This window comes from Microvirga sp. 3-52 (assembly GCF_018383585.1).
Classification (GTDB): Bacteria; Pseudomonadota; Alphaproteobacteria; order Rhizobiales; family Beijerinckiaceae; genus Microvirga.
On the sequence record NZ_JAHAMK010000012.1, the window covers coordinates 1 to 14,528 of the forward strand.

A 14,528-nucleotide genomic window follows, 5' to 3' on the forward strand; every position below is an offset into this window, starting at 1 on the left:
ATCCGTGAGATTGCTTGCATAGCGCAGTTCATCTCGCCGATACTGTCGGCGAGTGGCCTCGGTCCAAACCATCTTGACCTCCATCGAATCTTCGCAAATCCGACGGAATCACAGGGGCTTGAGGCCACCCAACCTTTTTCAGTCAGCCTCTAAGACCTCATTGTCATTCCCGGGCCGCACAGCGGAGCCCGGAGCCCATAAACACGACGGGAGGGGAAACGGCACCGCGATGGCTGCTGCGCCTTTTCCTGCAATGTCTGCGGCCATGGATTCCGGGCTCGGCTCTGACGAGCCGCCTCGGAATGACAGGTGTGCGTGTCAACTCCTGAAGAACAACACTGTCATCAGCAGGAAGGTCGGGATCAGGATTGCGCCCGACCAGAGCAGATAGCCGAAGAAGCTCGGCATCTTCACGCCGCCCTCGCGGGCAATGGCATAGACCATGAAGTTGGGCGCGTTGCCGATATAGGAGTTCGCGCCCATGAATACCGCGCCGGCCGAGATGGCGCTGAGCGTCAGCGCACCGGTCGTCATGAGCTGCTGCGGATCGCCCCCGGCGAGTTCGAAGAACACGAGATAGGTGGGCGCGTTGTCCAGGAACGACGAGAGGCCGCCCGTGAGCCAGAAATAGGCTGCGTTGTTGGCGCTGCCGTCCGGGTTGGTCACGAGGGCGACGAGCGGCGCGAATGCCCCGTTCGCGCCGGCCTTGAGCATGGCGAGAACCGGAATGATGGCGATGAAGATGCCGGCGAAGAGCTTCGCCACTTCCTTGATCGGCCCCCAGGAGAAGCCGTTCTCGATCCGGTTGGCCTTCGGCGTCGCCTTCAGGGAAATGATGGTCACCACGATCATGATGAGATCGCGCAGGGCATTGGCGAACTCGATCTCCACGCCGAGCAGGGTCATGCGGCCGAGATCGGTGGTGGCGCTCATGAGGATGGCCGAGATGATGATGAAGATCAGAAGGAAATTGATGCCGCCGGTCACGCGCACCGGATTGTCTGGCGTCGGATCAGGGCGGACGCGGCCTTCCTTCCGGTAGACGACGAGATCGATCGCGAAGAACAGGGCGAGCAGGAGCCCGCTCGCGAAAAGCGTTTCAGGAAAAAGATGCGTGGTGGTCCAGAAGAAGTCGACGCCGCGCAGGAAGCCCAGGAAGAGCGGCGGATCGCCGAGCGGCGTGAGCGACCCGCCGATATTCGACACCAGGAAGATGAAGAACACGATCACATGGACGTTGTGCCGCCGGTCGTCATTGGCGCGCATGATCGGCCGGATCATCACCATGGATGCACCCGTCGTGCCGATGAAGCTCGCGAGCACCGTGCCGAGGCCGAGCAGCATCGTATTGGTGCCCGGCGCGCCATGGATGTTGCCGCGCACGAGAATGCCGCCCGCCACCGTGAACAGCGCGAGCAGCAGCAGGATGAACGGGATGTACTCGAGCAGCGCCGTGTGGGCGAGTGAGTGGATTGCCGTCGTCGGACCGAAGGCAAGAGCCATCGGGACCAGCACCAGGAGGCTCCACGCGGCCGCGATCTTGCCCTGGTGATGCTCCCACGCATGAGGGGCCACCAGCGGGAACAGGGCGATGGACAGGAGAATGCCCGCGAAAGGGAGGGCCCAGGCGAAGCCGAGGCCCGCCCCGTCGAACTCGGCCGCGAAGGCCGCCTGCGGCAGGAGGGTCAGCGCGCCAGCCAGCGCTAGGCTCGAGAGACGAAGCATGTTGTCTGGTCCCCATGCCGGTCCGGCCGGCTCGTTCTTGAATGGTTGCGGACGCTTTTACGGGAACAGACGTGGGGTCGCAACGGCCCGCGCATCGTGCGGCCCTACGAGGCCGCCCAGAACGATGCGCTCGTCGAAGAAGCGGAGCATCGGACCCAAAAATGGACTTGCACTTTTGGGTCCGATGCTTCGGCGTTAACCGGGTATTCACCGTAAGTCAAAGATACTACAACATCGTTACAGAGCTTTGCTGGGCCAAGGGGTTGCCGTAAACCGATGTGCCGCTTTCTCGCCTACCGGGGGGAGCCGATCTTCCTCGATGAACTCGTCTGCGCCCCGGCCCATTCGCTGGTCCATCAGTCGCTGCATGCGATCGAGGCCAAGACCGAGACGAACGGCGACGGCTTCGGCATCGGCTGGTACGGGGAGCGCGCCGAGCCTGGGATCTACCGAGAGGTCCGTCCGGCCTGGTCCGACGAGAACCTGAGGAGCCTGTGCGAGCAGGTGCGATCCCGGCTCTTCTTCGCTCATGTGCGCGCCTCCACCGGCACCTCGACCACTCGGGCCAATTGCCACCCCTTCGCCCATGGCCGCTATCTCTTCATGCATAACGGCCAGATCGGCGGCTACGGGCGCATCAAGCGCCGGCTGGAGGCCCTGATCCCGGACGAGCTCTACGACCGCCGCCTCGGCACCACGGATTCGGAGGCGATCTTTCTTCTCGCCCTCGCCAATGGGCTGCCGGAAGAGCCCGTCATCGCCATGGCCAGGACCCTCAAGCAGGTGCGCGGCCTCATGGACCAGGCCGGCATCGAGGAAGCCCTGCGCTTTACCGCCGCCTTCACCGATGGCGAGAACCTGTGGGCCTATCGCTGGGCCTGCGACGCCAAGCCGCCGACCCTCTATTTTCGCGAGGATGGCGGCAACCTGCTGGTGGTCTCCGAGCCCATCGACGACAAGACCCGGGGCTGGCGCGAAGTGCCGAAGGGCTGCAGCCTCGTGGCCAGGGCCGGCAGCGTCACGGTCGAGTGCCTGAACGAGGCCATGGGACGCCTGGCGGCGTGAAGGCCGCGCAGGCTCCTGGTCACGAATTCAGGCTGTCCGCCGGTCGTGCGATCAGGGACATCAGGGCGCCCTTGAGCGCCTCCATCTGAAGTTCGGTCTCGGTCCGGGCCGGCCCGGCATCCGGGCTGGCGAGAGTTCGCAGCTGGGCATTCTCGGCGACGAGCCGGTCGTTCTCGGCCATGAGGATGGCGATCTTCTCTTCGGCGATCCGAAGGCGGGCCTGAACCTCGTTCCGCTCCTGCTCGCGCAATTGCGCCCGGTCGCGCCAGAGCCGGATCGCAACGCCCTCGGTATCCTCGTTCATCATGTGCTCCTGATCCCCCGTGAGGATCCACAGGCAGAATGGAAGAATTGAGGCATGACACCATCAATCCCGCCGATCCTTAAAAAGCCCTTAACGATCCAGCTCCGGATAGCGGCGGAAAATCCCCTCCTCGTTGAAGGGAATGCGCCGGGGGCTGTCGCAATAGGCCCTGATGCGCGGTCGTTTCGCGACGGCGGCGTGCAGGGACGCGACGCGCGGAGCGTCCTTCAGGGCGCGCCCCGTGGCCTTGGGGAAGGCATAGGTCAGTCCCTCGACGACCTGGAACAGGGAGAGATCGACATAGGTGAGCGTGCGGCCGACGAGATGCGCATCGCCGGCGGGATTGCGGGCGAGGATCGTCTCGAACCAGTTCAGGAACTTCGGGATCCTGTTGTCGCGAAAGTCCTCCGAGCGCCGGAGCGCCTCCGCGGTCTGGTCCTCGTAATAAAGACCGATGCCGACCGGATGGTGCGTGTCGTGAGCTTCAGTGACGAAGTCCGCGATGGTGAGCTGGATCTGATGCGTCCAGAGCCCGCCCGCCGGATCCTTGGGCGCAAGGCCGTGCCGGGCGCCCAGATAGAGCAGGATCGCCGCCACCTGGCCGATGATTGTCTCGCCGTCCTTGAGGAATGGCGGCGCGAAGGGCGGGTGCTCCGCGTGGTCCATCATCCGCATCATCACGGCGAGCCCCTCCGATTCCCGGGCCACGTCGATATAGTCGGCTCCGGCTTCCTCGAGCGCCAGGCGCACGAATTCGCCACGCCCCTGGATGGTCGGCCAGTAGTAGAGTTCATACGGCATGCTGATCGTCCCGTGATGCTCCGACACAAAGGATGATAGAGCCGAAAGGGTTCCGCTCAATGGATCACGTCGGGCATCGATAGGATCAGCCGCGCGAGGGTGCGGCCCCGTCCAGAGAAAGAAAAGAGCGCCCCGCGGAACAGGGCGCTCTTCCAGGTCGGATCCGGCCTATGGGACAGGCCGAGAACTGGATCAGATCACGAAGAACTCGTGATGGTCGATCTTGAGCCTGTTCTCGATCGTGGCGAACAGCACGGCCTTCTTGGCGCCGTTGCCGTCGGGATCGTAGTACAATGCGCCCTTATTCTTGTTGTAGATGATCCGGTCGTCGGCATCATGCGCTTTCGTGCCGGCATAGAAGTGCTTTGCGGCCATTTTCTTCGGCTTCGTGATCGAGCCCTTGGGTCCGACCTTGAAGTACTTGTCCTCCAGATAGATCGAGTCTTCCTTGGCGTAGTTCACGATCCTATCGGCGTTGCCCTTCGTCTTCCAGTTCGTATCGAAGACGAAGATGTCCGCTTGGGTCCCGCCATTCAGCTTGTCGGCTCCAAGTCCGCCGTGCAGCCGGTCCTTGCCCGCGCCGCCGTTCAGGAAGTCGTTGCCGGCGCCGCCCATGAGGATGTTGGCGCCGTCATTACCGGTCAGCATGTTGTTGAACGCGTTGCCCGTCAGCGTGATGGACGCCGCGCCGATGCCGGTGAAGTTCTCAATCGTCGTCAATCGCGAGATGTCGTAGGTCGTCGAGATGACGACCGTATCCATGCCCGCGCCGTCGATGACCTGGTCGTTGACGTCGTCGATGGTGTAGACATCGTTGCCGTCACCGCCGTTCATCACGTCGGCGCCGCCGTTGCCGTTCAGGACGTCGTCGCCCGCTCCGCCAACGAGATTGTCGGCCCCGTCGCCGCCGCTGAGATTGTCGTTGCCGGTTCCGCCATTGAGGGCGTCGTTGCCGGCGCCGCCGTCGAGGATGTCATTGCCGCTGCCGCCGTCCAGGACATCGTCGCCACCGCCGCCGTTGAGAGCGTCGTTGCCGTCACCGCCGGACAAGGTGTCGTTGCCGCCGTTGCCGTACAGGGCGTCGTCACCGCCGTGGCCGGTGAGCCGGTTCGCGGCGTCGTTGCCGATGATGAGGTTGCTGCTCCCGTTGCCGGTGAGATCGATGGCGTTCCCGCCGGACGCGAACAGGTTCTCGATCCCGGCCGAGAGGGTGTAGGTGACAGACGAGTTGACTTGGTCGAAACCGCCGCCCGACTCGTCGATCACAGTATCGCTGGCGGACACGTGATAGGTATCGTTGCCAGCGCCGCCGGTCAGGGTATCCGTCCCGGCTCCCGCGACGTCGGTGAGGGTATCGTCGCCTGCGCCGCCTTCGAGGCTGTTGGCCACGGCACTGCCTGTCAAGGTATCGTTGAAGCGCGTGCCGATCACCTTCTCGAAATTCGTGTAGGTATCGCCGGTTGCGTCGCCCGCGTAGCCTTTGCCGTCAAGAAGGCTGACGGAGACCCCGGCCGTGCTTTCCTTGAAGGTCAGCGTGTCGAAACCGGCGTTGCCGCCATTGAAGTTGTCGCCGGCATGCTTGGACGGGGCATAGACGTCGTTGTCGCCGGTGCCGACCACGGTCACGGCCGCCGCGCGGGCATCCACGATCGCCGTCTCGATGGCACCATTGCCAGAAGACGGATCGGCCCATGTCACCGCGAGACGGCCGTCGGCCATCTCTGAGATTGCCGGCGTATTCTGTTGGCCGTTAACGGGGATCTGTATGGCAGGACCTTGAACTCCAGTGGCATCAAAAACCTTCACAAAGATATCAGAGGCTGTTGCGCCTTGGCCTTTGTAGGCGACGGCATAACCACCGTCATGAAGTGCGGTGATGCTCGTCTTGGCTGGAAAGAGGCCACCGCTGTCGGTCGTCCGAGGTCCGACGTCGATCGAGTTGTCTCGCACGATCACGTTATTCACTGCATCCCAGTGAAATGTATCGACCTTTACCTGATAACTGGTTTGATCCGAGTATGTCACGACGAAGCGACCGTTCGGAGTGCCGTTTGAATTTTTAAGAGCAACGATCTCATAATCGGCTGTGTTCGCAATCAACGTATTGAAGGTTGTAACAACGCCGTTCTTGAGGATGCCAATGGCAAGTGCGTTGCCATTAATCGGAATGGCCACGGCATAGCCAAGAGCGCTGCCGAGCCAGTCGAGATCAACTTCTCCGCTGGCGATGTTAAGATTGGTAGTGCCTATCCTGACACTATCAATGATCGTTTCCGCCGAGGTAGAACCATTGGTTTCTATGACTGTGAGTTTTGTTGTGTTGTTGACGTCTTTGATATAGCCCGTCACCCGGCCGCCGTTGCCGTTGCCGGCGGCATGGACGGCAGCGTATTTGAGGGCATTACTTAATTGGACCGCAGCAACCGCGCTGCCACCATGCATGTCAAAGGTCTGGCTTCTCAGGATTTGGCCACCAGACGAAACGCCTGTCCCTTCGGTCCAACTGATTACAAATGATCCGTCTGCGTTCGTCAGAATATCAGGCTGCCACTGCGAGGCATTGACACTCAGTTGGGCATTTACGACGTGAGTACCTCCATTCTTGTCACCGTTGCCATTGTAGAGTTGGAAGGTAATCCGCCCATTGTCTCGCCACGCCACGACGTAGCCGCCGTCTGGCAGCGTTGCGACTGCGTTGTAGTCACCATCTGCAGTGAGGGTGCTGATAGGTCCCCAGAGGGTCGGATTCGGTTCTACGGCCATCTTAATGCTCTCCTGAAAGCGGAAGGGAATGGGCTGGGCGCGACTGAATCGTCGAATTTTGCTCTGGCATTCAGCCGCATGGAACGGTTCGGCGGCCGTGGTCGCCGAGGGTTGCTTGGTGAATGAAAAGTTCTCTCTGTATTGCGCCGCCTGTTGCCGTCATGAATGCGGCGCGCGAAGCATTCGAGGCCGCGACATCATCGATGCAACTTGGTTTCAAGGCTATATGGGCGAGTGCCGGGGCTCACAACTCTCCGTTCAGAGAGGGTCGGCCGTAAGGGAAGCTTTCCTTACGGTATAATTGAGCGTCCGGTTCCGGATAAGTCTTTGCCACGGCATTCGAAAGTCCCGTCATTGCGACAATGTTGCAATATCGGGGAGAACGAAGCTGGGCTGTGTGCCGGAACACATGATCGCGCGGGATCGGCCGTTTTCCAGCCGGGAGGCTGATTCCTGCCGGCCCATGCGCGAACGGCAGCCACGATTCGGCCGAGGCGGGGTGGAGCGTGCCGAGAGACGTCTCATGAACACGACCGTATCTCGGGAGGCCGGTTCATCGTTCGCGACGAGGCGGCGCTACGCTGTCATCCCCGATGGCCAGGAATGAGACCCGCCTCTGTCGTTCCGCGGCCGCGCAGCGGAGCCCGGAGCCACGACATTCACCGAACAAGACACCTCCGAAGCCGCTGGTATTCTCATTACGCACTGTCAGGGTCTATGGATTTGCTCGCCGCCGGTGATGACCGGGCGGGGACGGTGATGACGCGGCGGGTGTGATGAGGCGAGATGTTATGTTCTCACTTTGTTCTTAACACAGTGTATCACCTGGGCTAGACCGGTGCTCATCCCGGCCCGACGGGGGCGCGCTCGCGAGGCGTCGCAGGCGTGGGGCGGGGAGCGGTCCTGCCGCAGGCCTCGCACGCCTGTGATCGCGGGAGGCCGACCCTGGGCTGACAGCGCAGGAGGTCCGCCTGAAAAGTACCGCGTGCGAAGCGCCGTCCGGCTCTTCCATCTCACCCATAGTCATCGAACCGGGCGGCCCGTCGCACCTCCCTCGATCAACCTGACGGCTCGGAGCTTCACGGCTCCGGGCCTACAGGTGCTGACCGCTTTGCCCAGAAAGGCGTCGCCCTGCCCTATTGCCGCCGCTCTCTTATCATTATATTGCAGCGCATCAGATTTCTGCCCGGTTCGAGCCAGGGGCGCGGCTACGCTTGCCGCGAGCCGGGCTGCTTTGCTTTGAAAGACCCCCTATGAAACTACGCAATATCGCCATCATCGCCCACGTCGACCACGGCAAGACTACCCTCGTCGACAAGCTGCTCCAGCAATCCGGCAGCTTCCGCGAGAACCAGCGGGTGGAAGAGCGCGCCATGGACTCCAACGACCTGGAGAAGGAGCGCGGCATTACCATCCTGGCCAAGGCGACATCGGTCGTCTGGAAGGATACCCGCATCAACATCGTCGACACTCCCGGCCATGCCGATTTCGGCGGCGAGGTGGAGCGCATCCTGAGCATGGTCGACGGCGCCATCGTGCTCGTGGACGCAGCCGAAGGCCCGATGCCGCAGACCAAGTTCGTGGTCTCGAAGGCCCTCAAGATCGGCCTCAAGCCCATCGTGGCCATAAACAAGATCGATCGTCCCGATGCCCGCCACACGGAGGTCATCAACGAGGTGTTCGATCTCTTCGCGGCGCTCGACGCCACCGACGAGCAGCTCGATTTCCCGATCCTCTACGGATCGGGCCGCAACGGCTGGATGGCCAAATCCCCGGAAGGCCCGAGCGACGAGGGACTTGCTCCCCTGTTCGACCTCGTGCTCGAGCACGTGCCCCCGGCCAAGACCGAGGAAGGCCCGTTCCGCATGCTCGGAACGCTGCTCGAGGCCAACCCCTTCCTGGGCCGGATCGTCACTGGCCGCATCTCCTCCGGCACCGTGAGGCCGAACCAGTCGATCAAGGTGCTCGACCGCGAGGGCAAGGTGGTCGAGACTGGCCGCGTGTCCAAGATCCTGGCCTTCCGCGGACTCGAGCGTCAGCCGATCGAGATCGGCGAGGCGGGCGACATCGTCTCCATCGCGGGCCTCGTGAAGGGCTCGGTGGCCGACACCTTCTGCGCGCCTGAGAACGAGATTCCGATCCAGGCCCAGCCCATCGATCCGCCGACCGTGACCATGTCGTTCATTGTCAACGACTCACCCCTTGCCGGCACCGAGGGCGACAAGGTGACGAGCCGCATGATCCGCGACCGCCTGTTCAAGGAAGCGGAAGGCAACGTGACCCTCAAGATCGAGGAAGCCGCCGACAAGGATTCGTTCTACGTCTCGGGCCGTGGCGAATTGCAGCTCGCGATCCTGATCGAGACCATGCGCCGCGAGGGCTTCGAGCTCGCCGTGTCGCGTCCCCGTGTGGTGTTCGAGAAGGACGAGGCCGGCCAGCTCCTCGAACCCATCGAGGAAGTGGTCATCGACGTGGACGAGGAATACTCCGGCGTCGTCGTGCAGAAGATGTCCGAGCGCCGCGCCGACATGGTCGAGATGCGCCCCTCGGGCGGCAATCGCCAGCGTCTCGTGTTCTATGCTCCCACCCGCGGCCTCATCGGCTACCAGGGCGAGCTGATGACCGACACCCGCGGCACCGCGATCATGAACCGCCTGTTCCACGCCTATGAGCCCTACAAGGGCGAGATCGCCGGCCGCCGCAACGGCGTGCTGATCTCGAACGATTCCGGCGAGGCCGTGGCCTATGCGCTGTGGAACCTGGAAGACCGCGGCCCGATGATGATCGAGCCCGGCTGGAAGGTCTATCAGGGCATGATCGTCGGCGAGCACAACCGCGAGAACGACCTGGAAGTGAACGTGCTGAAGGGCAAGAAGCTCACCAACATCCGCACGACCTCCAAGGACGAAGCGGTGCGTCTCACCCCGCCGATCCGCATGACGCTCGAGCGCTCGCTGGCCTGGATCCAGGACGACGAGCTCGTCGAGGTGACGCCGAAGTCGATCCGCATCCGCAAGGCGATCCTCGACCCGAACGACCGCAAGCGCGCCGAGCGTTCGAAGGAAGCGCTGAGCGCTTGAACGCAGCACGTCGAGCGAATTTGAAAGGCCGCCCCCTGGGCGGCCTTTTCCGTATCACTAACCTATTCCGTCATGGCCGGGCTTGTCCCGGCCATCCCGATCGGAAAGGCGCGTCGCTCGTTAGATCGGGATCAACGCCGCAAGGCCGGATGACGGCTGCAGACAGGTCTACCCCTCCGCCTTGTCGCTCTGACCTTTCTTCGCGCCTTCGCCCATCGGGTCCGTCGAATCCTCGCCGGAGGCCTCGGGGTTCTCGCGGCCCTGCGGGGTCAGCCGGGGCGCGCTGATATCCTCTTCGTTGGCCTGCTTGGACTTGTCGTCGGGTTTTGCCATCGCGGTCTTTCCTTTGCTGCTTCAAGCGGGGCCGCCGGAGCCGTCGGTCGGGCCGGAGCCGGAATCGGAGCCCGCATCGCCCTCGTTGCCGAGGGAGCGCGAGCCGCTGGGATCGGTGAGCCCGGTCGCCCGGCCGCCGGCATCGGTGCCGCTCGCGGGGCTGTCCTTGGGGCCGCCGGGAACGGTGCCCGAGCCGACCTGCGTCCTGTTGGACGGATCCACTGCGCCGCCGAGATCGAAGCCGGGGCGGTCCTCGGCGCCGGGGCCGGGATCGCGCCCGGCCTCTTCAGGATCAGGACGTTCCGTCGGGACGCGAGGTCCCGAATTCTGGTTCTGGGTCATGGTGCTCATTGTCGTTACGAGCTTGTCGAATCCGTCGCGTCTTGATCACCGACGTCCGGCAAGGCTCCCGTGCCGGGTGTCGAATCCGGATTCGTCAGCGATGGCTTGCTGTGCGGGCCCGCTGCGGGCTGCTTGTCAGAGGAGCCCTGCTTGTCGCCCTGCGGATCGAGGCGCTTGGATTCGACGTCGCTCTTCGTGTCGTCGGTGTGGTTGCCGTAGCCTGCATTGCCCATGGGGTTGCTCCTGTCAGCCTTCGTCTTTGTCCTTGCCGTTGACCGCCGTCATGCGCTCGATGGCTTCTGCCGTTGCATCCTTGTCATCGGGCGACAGGCTGGCATCGTTCAGGTGCTTGGTGGTCTCGGGCGTTTCGGCGGCGGTGAGCTCGTCATGACCGTCCATGCCGGCCTGGCTGGTCTGGCCGGTCTGTCCCTGGCGGTAGCTGTAGGCCTCGCCGCCGGGCTCGCTCCACACGCGCCGCAGGGTGGCGTTGCCCTCGACGCCGCCGTCCCGGTTCGGATCGACCGGGCTGTCGACGCCGCCGCGCTGCTCATTGCGGATCTGATCCGCCGTTTGATCCTTCAATGAATGGGGCGCTTTGCGTTCCGCCATGATGAACTCCTTGAAACATCGCGAAATCCGTATGTTGCAGGAAGAACCCGGCGAACGCGGCGAAGTTCTGGCTACGCTTGGGGGTGAGCGCAAACAAAAGGGGCGGCCGTGAAGCCGCCCTGGTTCATGTGTGTGCGGAGAAGGTCAGAGACCTTCGAACAAAGCGCTTGAGATGTAGCGCTCGGCAAAGGAGGGCGCGACGGTGATGATGCGCTTGCCCTTGAACTCGGGACGCGAGGCAACCTCGAGTGCCGCCGCCACATTTGCGCCGGTCGAGATGCCGCCGGGGATGCCTTCGAGTTTCGCGAGCCGGCGCGCCGTGTCGAACGCCGTCTGGTTGCCCACCGTCACCACGTCGTCGATGAGCGAGCGATCGAGCACATCAGGCACGAAGCCGGCGCCGATCCCCTGAATCTTGTGCGGGCCGGGCTGACCGCCGGAGAGCACCGGGGAATCCTCCGGCTCCACGGCGATCACCTTCATGTTCGGCAGGCGTGGCTTGATCACCTGGGCGACGCCCGTGATCGTGCCCCCGGTGCCGACGCCGGCCACGAAGGCATCGAACTGGCCATTGGTGTCGTTCCAGATCTCCTCCGCCGTCGTCCTGCGGTGGATCTCCGGGTTTGCCGGGTTCTTGAATTGCTGCGGGATGACCGATCCCGGGATTTCCCTGAGCAGTTCCTCGGCACGGGCGATCGCACCCTTCATGCCCTGCGGGCCGGGGGTGAGCTCCAGTTCCGCCCCGAGATAGGCCAGCATCTTGCGGCGCTCGACGGACATGGTCTCGGGCATCACCAGGATCAAGCGGTAGCCGCGCGCTGCCGCCACGAAGGCGAGAGCGATGCCGGTGTTGCCGGAGGTCGGCTCGATCAGGGTCGCGCCGGGTTTGATCCTTCCGGCGGCCTCCATGGCCTCGATCATGCTGACGCCGATGCGGTCCTTCACGCTCGAAATCGGGTTGAAGAATTCGAGTTTGACGAGGATCTCGGCATCGATCCCGCGTTCCTTGGGCAGCCGGTTCAGGCGCACGAGCGGGGTGTTGCCGATGGTTTCGGTAATTGAGCCGTAGATGCGGCCGCGCCCGGGCTTGGCGTCGGAGCCCGGCAAATTGGCAGTGTCAGCCATCAGTTTCTCCTTCCGGTCGGCGAAACTTAACCTTTCCCGTACGGAGTGTCGATATTCACCTCAATTCACATATCATATGGTGAAATCAACGGTGGGCGCTGTCCCGACAGCTGCTTCAGCCTGCGCTTTCTGACACAGGTCCTCCACCGTCACCTTGTCGAGTTCAGCCAGGAACGCCTCGGTTCCGCGCTGAACCAGGGGCGAGACGACGGCCTCGGCGAGGCGCGATTCCGGCATCGGCGAGGAGCCGTCCTCCTCCAGGGCCGACATGGCGATGCGCACGATGTCCCCTGCGGTGATCCGACGCCGCTCGCGGGCCAGTTCGTAGCCGCCGCGGGGACCGCGCACACCCTTCAGGATGCCTTGGCGGACCAGGGCTTGCAGGACCGGCTCCAGATAGCGCGGGGGCAGGTTGTGCCGGGCAGCGAGTGCCTTGGCCGAAACCGGCATGGGCCGGGCATGAAGCGCGATGTCGGTGACGGCAGCGATGGCGAGAAGCGAGCGGCGCGAGAGAAAATTCATGCGAGTGCTCCCCTACCCCAGCCCAGTCGATCCGAAACCGCCCGCAGCGCGGCCGGTCTCGTCGACCTGCTCCACCTCGATCGGTTCTACCACGGTTACAGGCGCAATCACCATTTGGGCGATGCGCATGCCGCGGACGATGGTGAAGGGTTCGGACCCGAGATTGACGAGAAGCACCTGCACCTCGCCGCGGTAATCTGCATCGATGGTGCCCGGCGCATTGAGCACGGTCACGCCATGCTTGAAGGCCAGCCCGGAGCGGGGCCGTACCTGCGCCTCGAAGCCGGATTCGAGTTGAAGCACGAGGCCGGTGGGAACGAGAATCCGCTGCATCGGCTGCAGGACGATCGGTGCATCGGCCGGATTGGCCGCGACGAGGTCCATCCCTGCCGCTCCACCCGTCTCGTAGCGCGGCAAGGGCAGATCGGCGGCATGAGCGAGACGCTGGACGCGCAGGCGACGGCTCATGTCCCTGCGCCTTCCGCCATGGTGCCCAAGCGTTCGATGAGCTTTTTCGCCACGTCGGCTTTCGACAGGGTCGGCCAGGTCTCCACGTCCGAGGCGGTGACGAGATGCACGGTGTTGCTGTCACCGCCCATGACACCGCCTGCGGTGGAGACGTCGTTGGCGACGATGAGATCGCAGCCCTTCTTCGCGAGCTTCTGCTTGGCGTGCGCGATCACATGCTCGGTTTCGGCCGCGAAACCCACCATGAGCGGCGGACGGTTCTCTGTACGATGCGCGATGGTGGCGAGAATGTCGGGGTTTTCAGTGAGCGACAGGTTCGGTAGCGCACCGTCCTTCTTCTTGATCTTCTGCTCACCGGCATTCGCCACGCGCCAATCGGCGACGGCTGCCGCAAAGACCCCGATATCGGCCGGCAAGGCCTTTTCGACGGCCTGCAGCATTTCGCGGGCGCTTTCCACATGCACCGTGGTCACACCTGCAGGATCGGGCAGCGTCACGGGGCCGGAGATCAACGTCACGCGTGCGCCTGCTTCGACAGCGGCTTTCGCAATCGCATGGCCTTGCTTTCCGGAGGAGCGGTTGGCGATGTAGCGCACCGGATCGATGGGTTCGTGCGTCGGACCGGAGGTGACGATCACATGCTTCCCGGCAAGCGGTCCCGACGGCGCGAGCAGACGCTCGATGGCCGCCGCGATTTCCAGGGGCTCAGCCATGCGGCCGGGACCGAACTCGGCTTCCGCCATGGCGCCGTCATTGGGTCCGACCACATGAACGCCATCGGCTTGAAGCATTTTCAGATTGCGCTGCGTTGCCGGATGCAGCCACATGTGCACGTTCATGGCCGGTGCGATCAGGATCGACAGTGTGGTGGCGAGCAGCACCGTGGAGGCGAGATCGTCCGCATGACCGCCCGCCATCTTCGCCATCAGGTTGGCGGTGGCCGGTGCAACGATCACAAGGTCCGCATCGCGGGCGAGGCGGATATGGCCGATATCGGCCTCGTCCTCACGGTCGAAGAGATCCGTATGCGAGCGCTGCCCCGTAAGCGCGGACGCGGCGAGCGGCGTGACGAATGCTTGAGCGCCGGCCGTCAGGACACAGCGGACGGAGGCGCCGCGCTCGCGCAGGCGGCGGATGAGGTCGAGCGACTTGTAGGCCGCGATGCCGCCCCCGATCACGAGAAGGATGCGTTTGCCTGAAAGCGCCGTCATGACTCACTATCCGCGTTGGGAATGTCGCTCAAGGATGAATAGACAGGGCGCCCCGAGGCCCTGAAAGCCTCAACCTCGATATCCGCTCCCCGCGATTCCCCGCCAATCCGCAAGCATGCATCGCATCGGTCCAGAAGCGCCAGTGACAAAGGCAGTCTAATCTCATGGGAGGCATCATCC

14 protein-coding genes are annotated in these 14,528 nt (G+C 63.5%); 2 read left to right on the forward strand and 12 right to left on the reverse strand.

The window, feature by feature from the left end; all coding sequences use genetic code 11:
* Positions 1-318 precede the first annotated feature (318 nt).
* Positions 319-1,725, reverse strand: coding sequence for a sodium:proton antiporter (locus tag KHP60_RS11385; protein WP_213564026.1), 1,407 nt, complete (start codon positions 1,723-1,725; stop codon positions 319-321).
* Positions 1,726-2,001: 276 nt separating this feature from the next.
* Between KHP60_RS11385 and KHP60_RS11390 the strand changes: the two genes are divergently transcribed.
* Positions 2,002-2,790 carry a class II glutamine amidotransferase gene (locus KHP60_RS11390; protein ID WP_213564028.1) on the forward strand — a complete coding sequence of 263 codons (789 nt, stop codon included), beginning with the start codon at positions 2,002-2,004 and terminating at the stop codon, positions 2,788-2,790.
* 19 nt (positions 2,791-2,809) lie between these two features.
* On the opposite strand, the gene KHP60_RS11395 is transcribed toward KHP60_RS11390, so the two are convergent.
* From KHP60_RS11395 to KHP60_RS25470, 3 genes are all read right to left on the reverse strand, one after another.
* Positions 2,810-3,094 (reverse strand): hypothetical protein, encoded by a 285-nt coding sequence (locus KHP60_RS11395; RefSeq protein WP_213564030.1) that lies wholly within the window; start codon positions 3,092-3,094, stop codon positions 2,810-2,812.
* A gap of 90 nt (positions 3,095-3,184) precedes the next feature.
* Complete coding sequence (locus tag KHP60_RS11400) at positions 3,185-3,895, reverse strand: glutathione S-transferase (protein WP_213564032.1); 711 nt, start codon at positions 3,893-3,895, stop codon at positions 3,185-3,187.
* Positions 3,896-4,087: 192 nt separating this feature from the next.
* Positions 4,088-6,658 carry a calcium-binding protein gene (locus KHP60_RS25470; RefSeq protein WP_213564034.1) on the reverse strand — a complete coding sequence of 857 codons (2,571 nt, stop codon included), beginning with the start codon at positions 6,656-6,658 and terminating at the stop codon, positions 4,088-4,090.
* Between the two features lie 1,253 nt (positions 6,659-7,911).
* Here KHP60_RS25470 and typA point away from each other — a divergent pair.
* The gene (typA, locus tag KHP60_RS11410; RefSeq protein WP_213564036.1) at positions 7,912-9,738 is read left to right on the forward strand and encodes a translational GTPase TypA; all 1,827 of its coding nucleotides are present in this window, start codon (positions 7,912-7,914) and stop codon (positions 9,736-9,738) included.
* Positions 9,739-9,906: 168 nt separating this feature from the next.
* Here typA and KHP60_RS11415 read toward each other — a convergent pair whose 3' ends face one another.
* The 8 genes from KHP60_RS11415 to coaBC form a co-directional block, all read right to left on the reverse strand.
* Positions 9,907-10,071, reverse strand: coding sequence for a hypothetical protein (locus KHP60_RS11415; RefSeq protein ID WP_213564038.1), 165 nt, complete (start codon positions 10,069-10,071; stop codon positions 9,907-9,909).
* A 21-nt stretch (positions 10,072-10,092) separates the two neighbouring features.
* Positions 10,093-10,413: a hypothetical protein gene (locus KHP60_RS11420; protein WP_213564046.1), complete on the reverse strand. Its 321-nt coding sequence runs from the start codon at positions 10,411-10,413 to the stop codon at positions 10,093-10,095.
* A 14-nt stretch (positions 10,414-10,427) separates the two neighbouring features.
* Entirely contained in the window at positions 10,428-10,646 is a 219-nt protein-coding gene (locus KHP60_RS11425; protein ID WP_213564365.1) for a hypothetical protein, read from the reverse strand.
* A gap of 13 nt (positions 10,647-10,659) precedes the next feature.
* The gene (locus tag KHP60_RS11430) at positions 10,660-11,022 is read right to left on the reverse strand and encodes a hypothetical protein (protein WP_213564048.1); all 363 of its coding nucleotides are present in this window, start codon (positions 11,020-11,022) and stop codon (positions 10,660-10,662) included.
* 144 nt (positions 11,023-11,166) lie between these two features.
* Positions 11,167-12,147, reverse strand: coding sequence for a cysteine synthase A (gene cysK, locus KHP60_RS11435; RefSeq protein ID WP_249688701.1), 981 nt, complete (start codon positions 12,145-12,147; stop codon positions 11,167-11,169).
* 72 nt (positions 12,148-12,219) lie between these two features.
* On the reverse strand, positions 12,220-12,669 hold the full coding sequence (locus tag KHP60_RS11440; RefSeq protein ID WP_213564050.1) for an Rrf2 family transcriptional regulator: 450 nt from the start codon (positions 12,667-12,669) through the stop codon (positions 12,220-12,222).
* A gap of 12 nt (positions 12,670-12,681) precedes the next feature.
* On the reverse strand, positions 12,682-13,137 hold the full coding sequence (dut, locus tag KHP60_RS11445; RefSeq protein WP_213564052.1) for a dUTP diphosphatase: 456 nt from the start codon (positions 13,135-13,137) through the stop codon (positions 12,682-12,684).
* Positions 13,134-14,348 carry a bifunctional phosphopantothenoylcysteine decarboxylase/phosphopantothenate--cysteine ligase CoaBC gene (gene coaBC, locus KHP60_RS11450; protein WP_213564054.1) on the reverse strand — a complete coding sequence of 405 codons (1,215 nt, stop codon included), beginning with the start codon at positions 14,346-14,348 and terminating at the stop codon, positions 13,134-13,136. The genes dut and coaBC overlap by 4 nt, the downstream gene beginning before the upstream one ends.
* Between the last annotated feature and the right edge of the window lie 180 nt (positions 14,349-14,528).